This is a genomic window from Pedobacter sp. BMA, assembly GCF_001027745.1.
In the GTDB taxonomy this organism is placed as follows: Bacteria; Bacteroidota; Bacteroidia; order Sphingobacteriales; family Sphingobacteriaceae; genus Pedobacter.
Genome location: NZ_LECU01000002.1, coordinates 265,070 through 280,478, shown reverse-complemented (window position 1 = coordinate 280,478; position 15,409 = coordinate 265,070). Strand labels below are relative to the sequence as shown.

16 protein-coding genes are annotated in these 15,409 nt (G+C 41.0%); 11 read left to right on the top strand and 5 right to left on the bottom strand.

All coding sequences use genetic code 11. The features are described from left to right. Window positions 1-3: 3 nt before the first annotated feature. The 4 genes from AB669_RS03600 to AB669_RS03585 all read right to left on the bottom strand — a co-directional run bounded on the left by AB669_RS03600 (window position 4) and on the right by AB669_RS03585 (window position 2,547). Window positions 4-492 carry an SRPBCC domain-containing protein gene (locus AB669_RS03600; RefSeq protein WP_047797932.1) on the bottom strand — a complete coding sequence of 163 codons (489 nt, stop codon included), beginning with the start codon at window positions 490-492 and terminating at the stop codon, window positions 4-6. 28 nt (window positions 493-520) lie between these two features. Continuing rightward, window positions 521-973 (bottom strand): hypothetical protein, encoded by a 453-nt coding sequence (locus tag AB669_RS03595; RefSeq protein WP_047797931.1) that lies wholly within the window; start codon window positions 971-973, stop codon window positions 521-523. A gap of 229 nt (window positions 974-1,202) precedes the next feature. Then, the gene (locus tag AB669_RS03590) at window positions 1,203-1,400 is read right to left on the bottom strand and encodes a helix-turn-helix transcriptional regulator (protein WP_047798065.1); all 198 of its coding nucleotides are present in this window, start codon (window positions 1,398-1,400) and stop codon (window positions 1,203-1,205) included. Between the two features lie 379 nt (window positions 1,401-1,779). Continuing rightward, window positions 1,780-2,547 carry a sensor histidine kinase gene (locus AB669_RS03585; protein WP_047797930.1) on the bottom strand — a complete coding sequence of 256 codons (768 nt, stop codon included), beginning with the start codon at window positions 2,545-2,547 and terminating at the stop codon, window positions 1,780-1,782. 397 nt (window positions 2,548-2,944) lie between these two features. Here AB669_RS03585 and AB669_RS03580 point away from each other — a divergent pair, with 397 nt between their 5' ends. From AB669_RS03580 to AB669_RS03530, 11 genes are all read left to right on the top strand, one after another. After that, window positions 2,945-3,580: a response regulator transcription factor gene (locus tag AB669_RS03580; RefSeq protein WP_047797929.1), complete on the top strand. Its 636-nt coding sequence runs from the start codon at window positions 2,945-2,947 to the stop codon at window positions 3,578-3,580. A 95-nt stretch (window positions 3,581-3,675) separates the two neighbouring features. Continuing rightward, window positions 3,676-3,867: a hypothetical protein gene (locus tag AB669_RS03575; RefSeq protein ID WP_047797928.1), complete on the top strand. Its 192-nt coding sequence runs from the start codon at window positions 3,676-3,678 to the stop codon at window positions 3,865-3,867. A 153-nt stretch (window positions 3,868-4,020) separates the two neighbouring features. Continuing rightward, window positions 4,021-5,622, top strand: a complete 1,602-nt coding sequence (locus AB669_RS03570; protein WP_197082326.1) for a hypothetical protein — start codon at window positions 4,021-4,023, stop codon at window positions 5,620-5,622. A 202-nt stretch (window positions 5,623-5,824) separates the two neighbouring features. Then, the gene (locus AB669_RS03565) at window positions 5,825-6,361 is read left to right on the top strand and encodes a serine O-acetyltransferase (protein ID WP_047797927.1); all 537 of its coding nucleotides are present in this window, start codon (window positions 5,825-5,827) and stop codon (window positions 6,359-6,361) included. Between the two features lie 115 nt (window positions 6,362-6,476). Then, window positions 6,477-6,881, top strand: coding sequence for a PleD family two-component system response regulator (locus tag AB669_RS03560; RefSeq protein ID WP_047797926.1), 405 nt, complete (start codon window positions 6,477-6,479; stop codon window positions 6,879-6,881). Then, a complete protein-coding gene (locus AB669_RS03555) occupies window positions 6,881-7,954 on the top strand; it encodes a sugar transferase (protein ID WP_047797925.1) in 1,074 nt (357 codons plus the stop codon). Before AB669_RS03560 ends, AB669_RS03555 begins: the two co-directional genes overlap by 1 nt. A gap of 26 nt (window positions 7,955-7,980) precedes the next feature. Next, the gene (locus AB669_RS03550; protein ID WP_047797924.1) at window positions 7,981-8,661 is read left to right on the top strand and encodes a TolC family protein; all 681 of its coding nucleotides are present in this window, start codon (window positions 7,981-7,983) and stop codon (window positions 8,659-8,661) included. An 8-nt stretch (window positions 8,662-8,669) separates the two neighbouring features. Continuing rightward, window positions 8,670-10,799, top strand: a complete 2,130-nt coding sequence (locus AB669_RS03545) for a hypothetical protein (protein ID WP_047797923.1) — start codon at window positions 8,670-8,672, stop codon at window positions 10,797-10,799. 30 nt (window positions 10,800-10,829) lie between these two features. After that, entirely contained in the window at window positions 10,830-12,092 is a 1,263-nt protein-coding gene (locus AB669_RS03540) for an O-antigen ligase (protein WP_053058230.1), read from the top strand. A 99-nt stretch (window positions 12,093-12,191) separates the two neighbouring features. After that, window positions 12,192-13,370 carry a glycosyltransferase gene (locus AB669_RS03535; protein WP_047797922.1) on the top strand — a complete coding sequence of 393 codons (1,179 nt, stop codon included), beginning with the start codon at window positions 12,192-12,194 and terminating at the stop codon, window positions 13,368-13,370. Window positions 13,371-13,373: 3 nt separating this feature from the next. After that, window positions 13,374-14,555: a glycosyltransferase gene (locus tag AB669_RS03530; RefSeq protein WP_047797921.1), complete on the top strand. Its 1,182-nt coding sequence runs from the start codon at window positions 13,374-13,376 to the stop codon at window positions 14,553-14,555. Between the two features lie 55 nt (window positions 14,556-14,610). Here AB669_RS03530 and AB669_RS03525 read toward each other — a convergent pair whose 3' ends face one another. Continuing rightward, window positions 14,611-15,393, bottom strand: coding sequence for a glycosyltransferase (locus AB669_RS03525; protein ID WP_047797920.1), 783 nt, complete (start codon window positions 15,391-15,393; stop codon window positions 14,611-14,613). Window positions 15,394-15,409 lie beyond the last annotated feature (16 nt).

Genomic DNA, 15,409 nt, shown 5'->3' with positions numbered 1-15,409 from the left:
ATACTACAAATTGCCCTCTAAATATTCTTCCAACTGATTTAATCCAATCGTAAAGCCTTCTTTAAAACCCATCTCTAAGATTTGCTTTACGTCTGCTTCGTTTTCATGAACGATGTTGATGTCGATCATGGTATGTTCATTTTGTGGTGTGAAGGATACTTTCCAACGGGAGCCTGGGAACTGATTGCTAGGCGTGCCGTTTTCATCGCAGAAGGTATCGCTTGCGGTGAATGCTTTTTCGGGATCGATTTGCTGAAAAGTGGATTTGCTAAAATGCTTTTCATTTTCGGGGCTTACCATGGCATAAAACCAGGTTCCGCCTTCGCTAAAGTCGAGCGATTTGGTTTCGGCACGGTAAGGTTTTGGTCCCCACCATTGATCGAGGATTTCGGCGGTGGTCCAGGCTTTCCATAAGGTATCAACAGGTGCTTCGAATACACGCTTAACGTTTAGGGTATTTTTATCAATGGTGAATGTGGTGGTTTGGCTCATAATGGTGGTTTAGTGGTTAGGGGGTTGTTTATTCTTTTGACAGGTATATAAATTGTTTTCCTACTGCTGCGACCTGATTGTTGCCGTAACGAAGCGAAGCTTTATCTGTAATTTCAGCGGAAATTTGCATCTGATTCGCGGTTTCAGTCTCGATTCGCCAGTTGGTATTGCCAGTCATGCTTGGATTATCGATAATGAGCTGGCGACCTTTGCTGGATTGTTTTACGCGGTATGTTGAGGTAGAAGTCTGGCTGTTGGCAATATTCGAGAACTGGATTTCGGTGTCGGTAAAGTTCCAGTAAGATTTAATGGCATCAGCTACCGAATGTCTGACTACTGCGCCAGAGCTGTTATAGAGGATGATGTCGTAGCCACCCGTAGACCATTTACCGCTAAGGGTTGCTGTTGTGGAATCGTCGGATTTCTTTTTGCAGGCAAAGGTTGCCAGGAGCAGGAGGATTAAGAAGGATTTTTTCATCATGATTAGGTTAGATGGTTAAAGTTAAGAAAAAAATTGTTTGCACAAAAGGCATGATAAGGGACTTAAACAATGAGATGTTTGCGCTATGTTTGTTCACCATTTAAGGTATGGAAGGACAAATAAGATGTGGAGTGTAATGCGCAAGGGAGAGGATTGAGGCACCCGAAAGGAGCGGCTAACTGGGGGGTGAGATGGATGCTTTTGATGACATCCATCTCCTGGTTTTAGATTATAACTTTAGCAGGCCGTATTTAAAGCCGAATGCTACCATGGAAGCCATGTTGCGGGTTTTAGTTTTGTTGAGCATGTGCTTTTTATAGGTCTGGACATTTCTCGAAGTGATTTCTAGCTTTTCTGCAATCTCTTCGCTCGTAAGTCCTTCTGCTATTAATTCAAGTATGTAATTCTCTTTTTCGTTTAATCCCATTATAGTTGGGATGAAGGGATCATTATTTTCCATTGCCTATTAGAACCTCGTTTTTTTGATATTGTTTTATGATTAATAACTAGAATAAATACTACAAAACATGAAATTAGTGATTTAGACGATTCTTAAACATATCTAAGCCATAAATATTGTGCCATTAGTACGAAAGGGCTATCGTTAGACGGTTTTAGATAGGGTACATTTGGATGTCAAATTAGGAGCGCTAATTTAACAACGGGATGATGTATTCTGGATGGAATAGATCTAAAGACAGGCCTGAATGCTGATAACATTCAGGCAGAAAAAAGCTTCCAGCAATGGGAGCTTTTTTCGTTTACCGGTATTTGTAATCTTTGCTTTACGTATTTCAGGCTGAGCTTTACATTTTTGGAGCAAGATTAGGTTTGAGCGGTATTTTCACACTGATCATCGTTCCTTTATATTGTTCCATGATCATGGTTCCTTTTAATCTCTCGGCCCGAAGCCTGATGTTTTCAAGTCCCATGCCTTTCCCTTTGCTATTTCCGATATCGAACCCGGTACCGTCATCGCGGAAGCTGATGATCATATGTTCGTTATCAAAATTGAATAAAAGTTTAATGCTGGTAGCCTTCGCATGCTTCAGTGCATTATGCGCTATCTCCTTGATTAAAAGGTAACATTCTCGTTTGCTTTGATTGCTGATATGCAGATCGGGAATGTTCTGATCTATTTCGGAATGGAAACGAATTTCTGTATGCTTAAACAGTTGACGTGTCTGATCTTCAATGAAATAGACGAGGTTGTCCAGCTCATCATTCTCCGTATTGGTGCTCCAGACGATTTCATTGATCTTTTGGGAAATCTCATCGATCATCACTTTGATGTGTTGAATCTCCCTGACATCTGGACGTGTTTTACTGGCATGTTCAGTATATAATTTGATTGCCGTTAGACCCGAACCGATCTCATCATGGATCTCGCTGCTGATTCTTGTGCGCTCCTGACTGATAATTTTTCCCTGCTTGATGAACATTTTTTCGTAGAACTTGCCACTTTTATAATACTTGAAAATGAAAAAAAAGAAGACAAAACCGAGAATTAAAATCAGCCCTGTCACAGTCAAATTAAGGTTGTGTAAAATCGTGATCTTGGTCTGAAGTATCATAGAGGTAAGTTTGCGTTAGATAAAATATTAGACACTATAAGATAAATGAGTAGTATTAATAATACGATTGAATAATGTAAATATATACTGTAAGTATAGATTCTTTATGCTTTTTTGTAATGCTTTATAGTATTTCAAATAGGTTGTATATATGTGTATACCATTGATATAAAAGGACATAACTAAACCTTGTTGTTTATTAAATGTTGTGTACGTTTGTATCGATCCATTTAAAACCTGGATTGTCGTCATCCTTCTTAGGCTAATTTTAGGCCACCGATATAATTGATTTTCAGGTAGTTTAGGTTCTACTTGACTGCACATGTTATAAGGGATAGAATCAAAGTTGTGTTGATGTACGAATGTAATAAAATTTAAACATTAACCTCAATTATTTATGATTTCAGTTTCCATTATCGAAGATCACGACTATTACCGAAACAGCCTTGTGAGCGCCATACAGGAAAGCAAAAACTTCCGTATTAAAGGTGTACATGCATCTGCCGAAGAGGCTATTGAGTTTTTACCGAAAGATTTACCGGATATTGTTATTGTTGATATTAAACTTAAAAATAAGTCAGGTATCGATGTAATCCTGGAAAGCAGGCTAAATCAATGGAATACCCAGTTTTTGATGTGTACAGGTTTTCAAAATGATGAAAAGATTTTTAGTGCACTACAGGCTGGTGCGTCGGGCTACATCATCAAAGGTTCATCGACTGAAGAAATTCATGACGCACTGTTAGACTTGCACCAGGGTGGGTCGCCGATGAGTCCGTTTATTGCACGTAAAGTAATCGGCCTTTTACATCAAAAACCACAGAAAGACCGCAGTAAGGACCTGGGTTTAAGCGATCGGGAACTTGAAGTATTATCGCTGCTCAGTAAAGGACTCTTGTATAAAGAGATTTCAGACTTACTGCTGATCAGTCCGAATACGGTTAAAAATCACTGCAAGAATATCTACAAGCGTTTGCATGTTCAGAATAAAATTGAAGCACTGAATAAATTTAAGCAATACCATTACAACTAAACCACTCACATTTCGGATATCAAGTTTGGCAGTATCCTGAACTGATTACGGAATTTTCACGTCTATTGTTTTACCTATATAACGAAACTCATCTCATGATTAAGCTAGCACACAGCACACCAGTATTTAAGTTAGAAAAAGTAAAAGTTGGAGACGAGGTGATTGATGATTATCAATCGCATGGAAAAGTGGTTAAAGTAATTAAAAAAGCAAAAGATGGCATTGTTGAATTCAGTTTTCACCTGGATACGAAGCAAACCATTTTCATCATGAGTAAAGCCGTGTAATCTGCACTGCTTTTTTATGTTTTTGCAGAATTACAATGGAAGAACTACTAGAAAGCAGGTAATTATACTGGATTTCGATTTATTCTTCTGATATATAGTTAATTAGGCGAGGAATTGGGTAGCTTTGCACCAAATCCTCCCGTTATGCTTAAAATGTCTTCATCAATCATCGTATTTTCATGCGTAGCACTTACGCTATTTTCAAACGGATGTAAGCGAACTATCGCTACCGATTCTGAAACTTTTTCTCCGGACAAAACACTGTCTCTGACCGAGACATCAGGCTCAGGTGTTGCCTTTAAGGAATATCTTGGTATTAATGCCTTTGAATGGGACCTGGCCTCGGAATCGGCACATGAGCAGATTGACCCTTCGCGACTTGAAACCATTAAGTCTTTTAGCGGAATGCGACATTACCTCGACTGGGAACGCATAGAGCCAGTTGAAGGTGCATTTTCTTATAGCCCCGCACACAATGGTGGCTGGGATTACGACCTCATTTATCAAACCATGAAAAACGCGGGTAAGTATGTGCTGGTAGATTTAAAAACCTGCCCCTCGTGGTTGCTAAATTCTTACCCGGCAAACTTGAGGGATGCAGAAAATGTACCCGCCCCATATGGTCTGGATCGTTCTAAACCCTTGAGCTACATCAAACAAGCCCGTGCTGCTTTTCAGCTTGCGGCGAGATACGGCACCAACAAAAATGTAGATACCGCATTGTTGCTGATCGATCCAAGCATCCGCTGGACAGGCGACCCCAAGAATACAAAAAAGATTGGTTTGGGTACCGTAAATTATATAGAGTGTGATAATGAAAGGGACAAGTGGTGGAAAGGCGAGGGGACAAAACAGACTGCAGAGGAATATGCTGCCAACCTATCGGCATTTTATGATGGTGATCAGGGACGTCTGGGTAAAGGTGTTGGCGTAAAGAATGCCGACCCGAATATGATTGTTGTAATGGGCGGACTGGCTGATCCAAATCCTGAATACGTAGAAAAATTGATTAACTGGTGCGCTGCCAACAGGGGGAGGAAAGCGAACGGGCAGATAGACCTTTGTTTTGATGTGATCAATTATCATCTGTATGCTAATGATGCAACTACAGTTTATGCCACTGCAACCAGAGGCGTAGCGCCCGAACTTTCAAACCTTAGAACTGTAGCAGATAAATTTTCTTCCTTATCAAAAAGCAAAGCAGCCAACATTCCGGTTTGGGTAACAGAAACCGGCTACGATGTTGGTGAGCATACGCCGCAACGGGCGATAGCCATTGGCAACAAAAGTTCGCAGGTAACCCAGGCCGACTGGAACCTTCGTACCGCGCTTTTATACGCCAGAAGTGGTATTTCTAAATGTATTTTCTATATGCTGGAGAATGTGGATGTAAACAGCTGGACGCAATATACTTCATCAGGGTTTGTTAATCCCGACCGCAGTAAAAGACCTTCGGCCGACTACTTTCTCCAAGCCAATAAACTTTTAGGTGAATATTTTTATCAGAGCAGCCTCAGCAATGATCCCAACGTTGATGTGTACGCTCTTAACGGGAAAAAGATGTATGTCCTTTCTATACCTGACCAAACAGCGAGAACGGCCACGTACGAACTCAATTTAGGCAGTGCTACACAGGCTGTTATTTACACCCCGGCAACCGGACAAGCTGAAATGAGCAGCAGGGTGGTGGATACACAAAACGGCAAGATACAAATCACCGTTACGGAAACCCCCGTTTTTGTAGCTGCAAAATAGTTTGTTTATGATCCAAAACGATGCTCAATTGGGTCGTAAAGTCGATATTATCACCGGTTTAGTCGTTTTTTGTTGGTAGTTAAGGGCTATTGAAAATGGCTGTTTTTTACAATAGTTTTGTTGAAATATCGAACCTTTTCCTGTAAGTAATTATGGAGGCAGGTAAGAAATAGTTTCAATGAAAATATGACCAAAAAAAGCGATGATTAAACTGAGAGGCAAGTTACTCTCGGATGGGATTTTTCAAGACTGGGAGGATAATAAAGGCAATTTCAAATCGAGAATGATTATGATATTGTTCAGGTTATCTTCTTTGATTTACCGGCATAAAGTCTTGAGATATCTGTTTTTCTGGTACCTGCTGATTTATAAATTCTTCATTGGATGGGTAATGAATGTAGGTATAAACTCGAGTGCCAAGATTGGCAAGGGCCTGAAAATTCAATATGGCTTCGGTACGGTTATCGGCAGCAGAACGGTAATCGGCACCAATTGCAACCTGCGTCAGCTCACCAATATCAGTTGTAAAATTACAGAACATGGTACTCCCAGTGCTTCGCCCGTGATTGGCGATAATGTGGATATTGGTGTAAATGTAGTGATTATAGGGGATATCAGGATTGGCAACAATGTGATTATTGGTGCGGGATCGGTGATTACAAAAGATGTGGATGATAATTCGGTGATGGTTGGCAACCCAGCTGTGGTATTAAAAAAAAAGTATAGTTTTCCAGTTTAGCCCTATCGGGCTATTGTTGGCTCAGGCTTCAAATTAGACCTTTACAGAGATTTAGAAAAGTAGTATATGATGTGGAATATGCATCTGTTTGTCTACAACTTTTAAGTATAAATTTATGAAAAGACTCCTACTCAACAGCATCAAAAAGAAAGCCAGCAAGAAGCACATTTTAATTGTGGATGGTGGTTTAAACTTAGGTAAACTGCTGAATTTTATTTTGTCGTCGGAATACCGGTTAACGATAAAAACCAATGGTATTGACGCGTTGAGCTGGCTGGAGGAAGGGAACGATCCGGACCTCGTTATCTCCAGTTTAAGAATGCCTTATTTTGACGGGAGCTTGTTTATCCAGATTTTAAAACTGAGTGGCTTATACCGCAATACGCCGGTGATGTTATTATCGGGAGAGGAAAACCTGGAGGAGAAAGTGAAAGAAATGACTTTTAAGGTTGACAGCTATATGGAGAAACCTTTTAACCCGACGCTATTGAAGAACCAGATCAATAGTTTAATTGCCTAATGTTAAACACTTTCAGCGACCTGCAGATTACCAATGTAAAAGCGGTCTATTCAGGAAACATCCTATCCAGTGTAATGCCGGTATATATTGGTGAACACTTTAAACATTTACAATTTATCGCAGATTTTGATGTATACATCGCCCATCAAACCTTTTTAAGTCTGCCTGATGTGATGATGATTGAAGTGGATGATGAGGGAAAGTGCTTTGAAAAAGTAATGCTTATCAGAAATCACCCGGTACTAAAGCGTTTAATTATCATCCTGATCGGAACTGAAGATAATGCCGCCTACAGGCGCAGATCATTGGAGCTCAAAGTAAACGATTACTATATCTATCCTTTTCCTACTGCAGATTTTGTATCGAGAATTGGCTTCCTGGTGAAATTCAGGTCTGTTAAACCGAACATCCTTCAACTGGAAGCGGAAATGAAAGATACGTACCGGATGCCTGTGAGCAAAAGGGTATTTGACATTGTGGCTTCGTCGATAGCGTTACTGATCCTTTCGCCTTTGTTTGTGGCGGTTGCCATACTGATTAAGCTGGAATCGAAAGGTTCGGTGGTTTACAAAAGCAAAAGGGTGGGCGCAGGCTACCGGATTTTTGATTTCTACAAATTCAGATCGATGCGGAGTGATGCTGACCAGATGGTGCAACAACTTGCCGACCTGAATCAATATGCCAACGAAGGCAATAAAAACGGAAAGTCGGCTTTTGTTAAATTTTCTAACGACCCCCGGATTACCCGGGTAGGCAAGATTTTACGGAAAACCAGCATAGACGAGCTTCCACAGCTGATTAATGTGCTGACTGGCGACATGTCGCTGGTAGGAAACCGGCCATTGCCGCTTTATGAGGCAGAACAGCTGACCACCAATAAATGGTCTACACGCTTTAATGGCCCGGCCGGACTTACCGGATTGTGGCAGATTAGCCGCAGAGGTAAAAAAGACATGTCGGAAAGTGAACGTAAGGAGCTTGATAATTACTACGCGAACCACTATTCTATTTTCCTGGACTTTAAAATAATTCTAAAAACCATACCGGCACTGATTCAAAAAGAAGATGTGTAATACAAGACCGATTAATTTTTTTAAAAATGAGATACCTATTTAAGATTACCACTTTATTGATGTTGCTTTCGTTTACAGGCGCTTATGCACAAGAATCGATGCTGACTGAGGTTAATGCTTCAGATATAGAAACCTATATCGCCCTGGCGAAACAGAACTATAGCAAACGTAAAGTGCAGCAGGCACTTACTGAGAGTGCCAAAGCGGGAGTACCTATGGCACAGGTATCGTACCTCGACATCTTTAACGTGTCATACATTTATCGTCCGGAAGGGAAATCGGCTGTAGACCTGGTGAATCCATATAATGTTAATGGTTTACAGGCTGGTATCAATATCAATATCGGAACACTGCTACAGAAACCTTTTATGGTGAAGAAAGCTAAAGCAGAATACAAGGTTGCACAGTTGCAGGAACTTGACTTTGACTATCAGCTCACTACCGAAGTAAAAAGACGCTATTATGATTACCTGGAACAGAAAACCCAGCTGAAGGTGGTTACCCAGCGTGCGGTTGACAGCAAAGGTGTTGCGGAAAGCCTGAGAAGTAAGTTTGAACGGAGCAGCGTTACACTCGATGTTTATAACCAATCGAGAATTGAACAGGCAGAGGTGCTTACACTCAAGATACAAACCGAAACCAACTACCTCAAAGCAAAAGCAATGCTGGAAGAGATTATAGGGCAAAAGATACAGGAAGGTAAATAGAGATACACATGGATTTTAAATCATTTTTACAACATGCCAATCGCAATAAATGGCTGATCATCGGGATTCCTGTAGCGGTTATTGTGATTACTTTCTTTTTGGTGAACCGTTTACCAAAACAATATGAATCTGAAGCGCAGGTATCGACTGGTTTACTGGATCCTTCTAAAAAAGTGATCAGCAATGAAACCGTAGACTGGTTTACTACCAATCAGCAGTTTTCGAACCTGGTGGAGAAATTCACCATGAAGAAGATGATGGATATCCTGACCTACAAGCTTATTATTCATGATCTGGAAAATCAGAAGACGAGCTTTAAACCCTATCCGGAGCTGGTAGAAAACTGGAGCCAAACCGAAAGGCAACAGGTATTGGATTTGTTTAAAGCCAGGCTAGCTGCCAAAGCAGTGCTGACGCTTGATGACGACAAAGGAAAATATCCGTTTTATACCATAGCGGAAACAATGGGCTACTCGGAAGAGGACCTGAATAAACACCTGGATGTTTCTCATTCTGGGAATAGTGATTTGATTACGGTTAAATATTTATCTGAAAGTCCGGTATTAAGCGCTTATGTGGTGAATACCTTGTCTTCGGAGTTTATCAGTAATTATAGTACGGATGTTACCCTTAACCAGAATTCTTCTGCCCGAATTCTGGATTCTTTGTTACAGGGCAAGAAAACACAAATGGACCTGAAAAACGAACAGCTTTCGAAGTTCAGGAAAACCAAAGGCGTTTTAAACCTGACAGAGCAATCGGCTACGGTTTATAATCAGATTTCGCTCTATGAATCGCAACGTGCGGAAGCCATGCGGGTGATTCAATCGAACGGTGGTGCTATCGCCACCATCGAAAGCAAACTGAGGGGCAGTGATAAATACATCAATGGCAGCAGCCGTGCCGACAACCGGGAAATTATTGACCTGAAAAGACGTTTGCAACTGGCAAATAATGCTTTTATTGATGGCGGATTTAAACCTTCAGACCAACGCAGGATAGATTCGCTTAACCGGATTTTAAGCTCGAGAAGCGCTGTAAACGCTGACGAGAATGTGATTAACACGGCTTCTTCGAAACAAGACCTGGTACAGCAGAAGCTGGCACTGGAAATTGCCTTGCAACAGGCTCGAAGCAGTATCCGCTCCATTGATTCGGAACTTTCGGTGCTGCGCTCGCGTTACAGCGGGATGGTACCTTTTGATGCCGATATTCAAAATTATGAAAGAGATGCTGAACTGGCGACTAAAGACTATATGGCTGCATTGGATCGGTTCAATCTGGCTAAAACAGATCAGAAGCTGGGTTTGAACCTCAAGATTGAACAGGTTGGTTTACCCGGCAATCCGAAACCTTCTAAAAAGGTTCTATATGTTGCCGGTTCAGGAATTGGTTCGCTTTCGCTTTGCCTTGGCTTTATCTTTCTGCTGGTGGTTGCCAACACATCCATTACCAATGCTAAGCAACTTGAAGCCGCCACACAATCTGTTGCGATAGGAAGCTTGAACAGCATCGGCAATAAGGAAGTGAATCCCCGCGATATCTGGAACGACAAAAGTGACAATGATAAGTTCACAGTTTACAAAGAACAAATTCGTTCGCTGAGGTTTGAAATATTTAATCAGATGGAGCTAGACCAGAGTAAGATTCTGGGAATAACGAGTTTAAAGGCTAAAGCTGGTAAAACATTTATCGCTTACAGTCTGGCTTATGCCTTTGCCTTAACGGGAAAGAAAGTGCTGCTGATTGCAGACGAGCAATCGAAACAGCTGAGCGATGAAACCGGTTTAGTGACCAGTCAGAGTTTTCATTCGTTTTTGGTAAAAAAGGAGTTCCACACCGAAGATTTGATCACGGTTATGAATAAAAGCAGTGAAAGAAATTCACTACTGGAGATTCAGAATGTGGTGAGCCTGAGAAATGGATTTGATGTTTTAAAGAAAGAGTTTGATTATATCATTATTGATATCAACAGCCTGGCTGATGTAAATATTTCGAAAGAGTGGCTTTTGTTTACCGAAAAGAACATCGCTGTTTTTGAGCATAACACCAGTATCAGCGATCAGGAGCAAGGCCTGGTAAGATACATTAAAGAACAGCCAGGATTTTTAGGATGGATTTTGAATAAAGTTGTTTAACCGCATCTATAAGGATTTACAAACGCGCCGATGCAACGATTTTTGTTTTATTTTTTAATTGCCTATTGCTTTCTCTTCTTCATTATATCAAGAGAAATCGGTGGTTTGCCGGTGGGGCTTTTTATTGACTGTGTGCTGGTGGTAATTTTCATCTGCACATTAATTACCAGCAAAAAAGAAAACTGGGAGAGGCTGCACACAGGTATTTTTTATGCGTTGCTCATCTGGCTTGGGGTAAGCTTACTTGAGGGTTTTAATCCGGGAACAAGTTTAGCCGGTTGGATCAATGAAATCAGGAGTACGGCAGTTTATCCCTTTATGATTGTGATGCTGGGTTTACTCACTTTTAAGTCGGAGAGGGAACTGGATATCTTTATTATTCTGATCATCGGACTTTCTACGCTGGCCACCATCAACGGTTTTAAGCAGCTTCATTTTGGATTATCGAAAGGGGAACAGGTATTTCTTGAAGAAAACGCCAGCACCCACCTGTTATGGGGCAGGTTAAGGGTATTCTCGTTTTATAGTGATGCCGGACAATTTGGTGCCTCACAGGCACATATTGGCTTAATGGCGCTGATGTTTGCCCTTGCGCCTATTAAAACCTGGAAACGGATATTGCTTGGTTTATGTGGCTTTATCAATATATATGGCATGCTGATCTCTGGAACAAGGGGAGCTTTGTTTGCCATTGTAATTGGCTGTTTAGTGGCGATTATCTTAAGTAAAAACTTTAAAGCGCTTTTTGTGGGTGGTATGCTGGTTTTAGGTTTACTGGCCATTTTGAAATTTACACACCTGGGCGATAGCAATTACCAGATTTACCGGTTGAGGTCGGCATTAAACCCTGAAGATGCTTCGCTGAATGTGCGTTTCATCAACCAGCAAAATATCAAAGCTTACATGGCCGATTTACCATTTGGTGCAGGGCCGGGGGTAACAGGCTATTACGGGAAACTTTATAATGCGGATAAATACCTGTCTACCGTTCCACCCGACAGTTATTTTGTGAAGGTGTGGATGATGTACGGGGTGGTGGGTTTAACCATCTGGTTCAGTGTAATGATGTATATTATCGGGAGTTGTTGCGGGATGGTTTGGAACATTGAAAATAAGATTTTAAAAACCAAGCTGATTGCCCTTACTGCGGGTGCGGCAGGTATATTATTTTGCAGTTACGGAAATGAGGTAATTAACCTGATGCCTACTTCAATAGTGGTTTACCTGTCGTGGGTATTTGTTCATCAACATAAACTAATGGAAAAGGCTGTTGCCCGGCCCATTTTAATTTAATACCATGCCATTTGAGATATTTATAATTCCCGGGATTTTGTTTTTTGGTCTTGCGTTTTACAAGGCTTACACTGCTCACAAAATAAAAGAAGATAAACCATGATCATACATTATCTATGGCTGATTTTACAATTTTTTATCGGATATAATCTGGTATTGCCCATTTTACTTTATGTAGTTTACCTCCTGGTGCCTTCTGCAAAAGAATCCCGGAGAGTTTCGAAAGACTATGATTACGGGATCATTGTGACGGCTTATCAACAGGTTGATTTATTGCCGGCAGTGGTACAATCCCTGTTATCTTTAAATTATCAGCACTATACCATATATGTGGTGGCAGATAACTGCGATGTATCGGGACTTTCATTTGATGATGACCGGGTAGTGGTATTGCGCCCTGAACAGGTGCTGGCGAGTAACACCCGATCTCATCTATACGCGATAGCCCATTTTATTCGTGAGCACGAGCTGATTACGATCATTGATAGCGATAACCTGACTGACCCGGAATACCTAAACGAAATGAATGTGTTGTTTGAACTTGGTTACGAAGCAGTACAGGGGGTGCGGAAAGCAAAATCTTATGATACAGCTATCGCAGCGATGGATGCCGCACGAGACTACTATTATCATTTTTTTGACGGGGAATTATTGTTCAAACTGGGCTCATCTGCCACACTTGCGGGTTCGGGCATGGCTTTTAAAACTTCGTTATATCTGGACTGTTTTAAAAATTATGATTTAGAAGGCGCAGGTTTTGATAAGGTACTTCAAGCCAAAATAGTGGGAATGAATAAGAGGATAGCATTTGCACCCCAGGCTATAGTATACGATGAAAAGACCGCCAATTCTACGCAGTTGGTTCATCAACGTTCAAGATGGATTAATACCTGGTTTAAATATTTCGGACTTGGACTATCAGTACTGATTAAAGGGTTTAAAACGTTGAGCTGGAACCAGATATTGTTTGGTACTATATTGGTGAGACCACCATTGTTTATTTTTATTTTGCTCTCCGTAATCTGCTTCGCTGCAAATATATTGATGGGCAGTTATATGGCCATTACCTGGTTTGTAGCTTTATTGTTGTTTGTAACTGGTTTTTATATTGGCTTACGCCATGGTAAAGCTGATCAGAAAATATTCCGTTCCTTGTTAAATATTCCCGCATTTATGTATCTGCAGGTGTGTTCGCTTCTGAAAATCAGAAATGCGAATAAACGATCAGTAGCTACCGTACACGTCATTCCCTCATTAAAAGGTGAGGCTAAAAGCTAAGGTTTGAAAAATCGAAATATTATTATCGTAGGGCAACAAGCCTGGGATACCGAGATTGGTAGCAATTGCAAAAATATTGCAGTGGAGTTTTCAAAACACAACCGTGTTCTTTATATCAATCCGCCACTTGACCGGATTACTAAAATCAGGCGTTCGAATAACGCCGGGGTAAAAATGCGTTTAGACGTGATTGCCGGCAAACAGGAAGGGCTACAGCAGATTAACAATAACCTGTATACGCTTTATCCGGATTGCTTAATTGAATCAATTAACTGGCTGCCCTTCGACACTTTATTTAACGTTTTTAACCGCCTGAATAACCAGCGGTTTTATCGGGCCATTAAGCCTACGATAGACGCACTCGGTTTCGAAGATGTGATTCTGTTTAACGACAGTGATATTTTCAGGAGTTTTTACCTGATTGATTTTCTGAAGCCTGCTTTCTCTGTGTATTATTCGAGGGATAATATGATTGCGACCACCTATTACGAGAGGCATGGTACAAGCCTGGAACCCAAGCTGATTGCTAAAAGCAATATCTGCGTAGCGAATTCGGAATTTCTTAAAGATTATTGCGCTACCTATAATCCTAATGCTTTTTATGTTGGGCAGGGATGCGACTTTGAACTTTTTGATGAATATCTGAACAGCAAAAAGGATAAAATAAAGGGAGATTTTGTTGGACCCGTAATTGGTTATGTTGGTGTACTTACCTCTGCACGCCTGGATATTAGTTTAATTGGTGCAATTGCCAAAGCCAAACCTGAGTGGAACATCGTGCTGGTTGGACCTGAAGATGAAGATTTCTTAAACAGCGAATTACATCAGCTGCAGAATGTACACTTTACCGGTCCAAAGCCTGTAACTGATTTACCGGTATATATTGACAGCTTCGATGTATGCTTTAATCCGCAGGTGGTAAATGATTTGACAATAGGTAATTATCCTAGAAAGATTGATGAATACCTGGTATTGGGCAAGCCGACAATTGCAACGGCTACAAAGTCGATGCAGGCATTTAAACATTATGTTAGCCTGGCCGGTTCGTTAAAAGAATATATTGATGGCATACACCAGTTGTTATCAAACAACAATGCTGAACTTATAGCAAGAAGAAAAGCTTTTGCCAGATCACATAGCTGGGAACGCTCGGTAAAGGAGATTTACGAATCAATAGGCGTTTAAGAGGCAAGGAAGAAAGCGGGAAGGAAGGAAAAAAACGCCGGATTTAGTCCGGCGTTTATGGCATCTGCTTCAGGGGCTTTTGAGTTACAATATCGAAATTATATTTAAATTGTCTGTACACATAGCGGATCATGCTGATCAGGAGCCCGTTACGTTGTTTCCAGTTTTCCCTCTGCATGGTACTTGGCTCTTCAGCTGAGTTTTTCTGTGAGAGGAGGTTAGCAAAATCTTTATAGAATAAACCTTTTCCTTTGTGCTGCAGGAAGGATATGCACATGCTATACTCTGTTGCGTCGCCTTTGATACCTTCGGGATAGCGGCCGAATTTGGTGAAGAAAGCGGAGCGACGTAAATGAGGGTGATCGGTATAAAAATAGATTTTCCTGTAATCTGCGGCTAAGGCCGGTACATACATTTCATCAAAATTTTCATTGTACGACTTTAAGTAGGCATATGGGTAATAGGCATAGAACTTAACGATGTCGAGTTCAGTTCTGTTTTCCATGATGACCAACGCTTCGGCAAAAGCGGTCGGAAACAGATCAGCTGGCTCGAAGTCTTCCTGAATATAAAGCGTAAATGGCTTATTAACGGCATCCTGGCCTTTATTGAGGTTGTTGCCCAGACCGCGGTTCGTAGGTGCTGTTACCAGCAGAAATCCATATTCTTTCTGAAGTTCAAGAAGGTTTTTTGCGTGTTCGGACTTGCTTCCGTCATCGGAAACCACTATCTGGCCGAATACACAGTTCAATTGCCGGAATCTTTGCAACAGGTTCTTTAAAGAATGACTTCTGTTGTAATGGGTAATGAGTAATGAAACCTGAGGAAAAAATACCATATTGCTTTGTTAATAT

Bases quoted from the DNA above. Each gene is read 5' to 3' on its own strand.
- AB669_RS03600 (WP_047797932.1), bottom strand. From the start codon at position 492: ATGAGCCAAACCACCACATTCACCATTGATAAAAATACCCTAAACGTT.
- AB669_RS03595 (WP_047797931.1), bottom strand. From the start codon at position 973: ATGATGAAAAAATCCTTCTTAATCCTCCTGCTCCTGGCAACCTTTGCC.
- AB669_RS03590 (WP_047798065.1), bottom strand. From the start codon at position 1,400: ATGGGATTAAACGAAAAAGAGAATTACATACTTGAATTAATAGCAGAA.
- AB669_RS03585 (WP_047797930.1), bottom strand. From the start codon at position 2,547: ATGATACTTCAGACCAAGATCACGATTTTACACAACCTTAATTTGACT.
- AB669_RS03580 (WP_047797929.1), top strand. From the start codon at position 2,945: ATGATTTCAGTTTCCATTATCGAAGATCACGACTATTACCGAAACAGC.
- AB669_RS03575 (WP_047797928.1), top strand. From the start codon at position 3,676: ATGATTAAGCTAGCACACAGCACACCAGTATTTAAGTTAGAAAAAGTA.
- AB669_RS03570 (WP_197082326.1), top strand. From the start codon at position 4,021: ATGTCTTCATCAATCATCGTATTTTCATGCGTAGCACTTACGCTATTT.
- AB669_RS03565 (WP_047797927.1), top strand. From the start codon at position 5,825: ATGATTAAACTGAGAGGCAAGTTACTCTCGGATGGGATTTTTCAAGAC.
- AB669_RS03560 (WP_047797926.1), top strand. From the start codon at position 6,477: ATGAAAAGACTCCTACTCAACAGCATCAAAAAGAAAGCCAGCAAGAAG.
- AB669_RS03555 (WP_047797925.1), top strand. From the start codon at position 6,881: ATGTTAAACACTTTCAGCGACCTGCAGATTACCAATGTAAAAGCGGTC.
- AB669_RS03550 (WP_047797924.1), top strand. From the start codon at position 7,981: ATGAGATACCTATTTAAGATTACCACTTTATTGATGTTGCTTTCGTTT.
- AB669_RS03545 (WP_047797923.1), top strand. From the start codon at position 8,670: ATGGATTTTAAATCATTTTTACAACATGCCAATCGCAATAAATGGCTG.
- AB669_RS03540 (WP_053058230.1), top strand. From the start codon at position 10,830: ATGCAACGATTTTTGTTTTATTTTTTAATTGCCTATTGCTTTCTCTTC.
- AB669_RS03535 (WP_047797922.1), top strand. From the start codon at position 12,192: ATGATCATACATTATCTATGGCTGATTTTACAATTTTTTATCGGATAT.
- AB669_RS03525 (WP_047797920.1), bottom strand. From the start codon at position 15,393: ATGGTATTTTTTCCTCAGGTTTCATTACTCATTACCCATTACAACAGA.